The sequence below is a fragment of the Candidatus Kurthia intestinigallinarum genome, assembly GCF_003991225.1.
GTDB classification, from domain to species: domain Bacteria; phylum Bacillota; class Bacilli; order Bacillales_A; family Planococcaceae; genus Kurthia; species Kurthia populi.
Genome location: NZ_JTFC01000144.1, coordinates 1 through 2173, shown reverse-complemented (window position 1 = coordinate 2173; position 2173 = coordinate 1). Strand labels below are relative to the sequence as shown.

The window sequence follows — 2173 nt, the reverse complement described above, 5'->3', positions numbered from 1 at the left end:
TACCACTCGCATTATATTTAATGGTCGCTTTTAAAATGCGGCCTTCAATGTCACGAGATTTCGCAAACTTTACAAGTCCTAATTTTGGTAGTTTCATTTGATTACCGACAATCGCAATATTGTTATTCGTATTCTTCGTAGTATAACTTTGAACTGGATTCTTTTTACTTTTGAAGCGAGGATATTTATTTTGCTTTTGAAAGAAACGTTTAAAAGCGTCTATTAAATTTTCATAAGAGGCTTGTAATGCCACACTATCTACATTACGTAACCAAGCGGTATCATCTTGTTTTTTCAGCTTTGTGAGCATTTTAGACATAATGGAACGATTCAACCCTTTTCCTTCTTCTTCATAAGAAGTATTCCAACGTTCAAGGAAATAGTTGTACACAAAACGGCAATGACCATGCGTTTGATGAATTAATGCTTGTTGGTCTTTATTTGGGTAGATACGGAATTTATACGCTTTATGTGACATGACAGACACCTCCTTTTTTTCGAATATTATAATAGGAACGGATGTTCTTTTCAACAAACTAGTACTGGCAGAATAATTGGGTTCGCATTCATCCCCTCCCTACTCACTACGTTCCTTGAGGGAGGGGTATTCTGCGAAGAAATGATAAAAAGACGTTAGTTCCGTTTGGAATCAACGTCTTTTTATCGTTTTACAGCATCATACGAAAGAGTCGATATAGTGTATCGATAAAACGGAATAGATCCGCTGTGTATCGAAAGATGGTCAGTCCTTCGCTACGCTTCTTCTCTCGCTCAGCCTTCATTCTTTCTTGTCGCGAAAATTTAGGCATGTAGTGCACCTCCCTTCGAAAAAGGAGTCAGCTGAAAATGCTGCGTATATATTGTAGCATGAAAGGCAATTATGTTGAGTAGTATGAGAAATAGCATGAACTTTATGCTACGTGTCTACTTTAAAACGAATATGATTCCCATATACGGCTACCTTTTAATGCCCTTACATTATCTGTGATAAAATAGGATATATTGTATCTTTTTTATTTGGGGGATGGGAATTGAAAATAAAGATGTGGCTTATAAGATTAATATTTAATATTCAACTATATGTAGGGAAAATACGTTTGCTAGGTTATGCTGTGTTATTAGAGATCATTTTAGGGATAGGCGATTTCGCTTTCTTTTTAGTATATCCAGAAGTGTTTATTATTTTGTTCGTAATAACATTAGGCGTGATTATGTGGAAGAAATTACGCCCCCTTTTAACGCAAATGATTTTAAAAAGACGAATGTTACTTACACCAATTTTATGTATGTTTTCTTGTCTTATTTTCATGAATTACTGTGTTTGGTTTCAACCATATTAATATCTTAAATCAAGCAGCTAGGACAAGTTGAAACCCTAGCTGCTTTTTGTTTACCAAGCCGGGCTTTGGGAATGTTATGATTGAATAAAGTAAAATATTGGTTTTACTAATACATAATCTTATTAAAGGGTGTTTATAAATGGAGAATATTCATCAGTTTTGGAATGATTTTTGTGTCGTAACTCAGCAAGAAGATATTAAATATAAAGATGCGTTTCAATTTGGCGCTTCAGCTGATTGGTTAGCGGATTTAGTTGTTAAAGGAAAGAAAACAGCAACAACCTCTGGCTATGTATTTTATGAATTAGAAAAAGAAGCATTACCACAAGCAGGGGAATATTACATTGTTTTGAATGTGACGGACGCACCTGTTGCGATTATTCAAATTGAATCAGTTGAAGTAATGCCGATGAACGATGTATCCGAAGAATTTGCTTTAGCTGAAGGCGAAGGGGATTATCAATTTTGGTGGGATGCACACGAGAATTTTTTTAGTAATTTATTAAAAGAGTACGATAAAGAATTCTCACCAGATATGTTAGTTGTTTGCGAACGATTTAAGAAGGTCTATCCGAAATAAATCACTTTAAATAAATTTATAAACTATACAAAGTAAACCTAAATAACGTTCCCAAACGCAACATTGGGAACAAAAAAACCTTCGGAGTGTTGGTGTTGGTACATCAACACTCCGAAGGTTTTTTTGAATGTAGCATTTTTACAGATTTTTATGCTGCTGTTTTAGAGATAGATTTCCTTACACCAAAAATAATTGTAGCAATTACTAATAGTGAAAAAGGTAAAGCCCAAACACTACCTTCCCCAAATAAATA

At 34.4% G+C, this 2173-nt stretch carries 2 protein-coding genes; one reads left to right on the top strand and one right to left on the bottom strand.

Going from position 1 to position 2173, the window contains the following annotated elements; genetic code table 11:
* On the bottom strand, positions 1-478 hold a 478-nt coding region (locus QI30_RS19270), incomplete at its 3' end, for an RNA-guided endonuclease TnpB family protein (RefSeq protein WP_148113907.1).
* Positions 479-1479: 1001 nt separating this feature from the next.
* Between QI30_RS19270 and QI30_RS19265 the strand changes: the two genes are divergently transcribed.
* On the top strand, positions 1480-1920 hold the full coding sequence (locus tag QI30_RS19265) for an ASCH domain-containing protein (RefSeq protein ID WP_126992109.1): 441 nt from the start codon (positions 1480-1482) through the stop codon (positions 1918-1920).
* The last annotated feature ends 253 nt before the right edge of the window (positions 1921-2173 follow it).

What these genes read in the sequence shown, in the direction of transcription:
- QI30_RS19265 (WP_126992109.1), top strand. Translation starts at nt 1,480, where the DNA reads ATGGAGAATATTCATCAGTTTTGGAATGATTTTTGTGTCGTAACTCAG.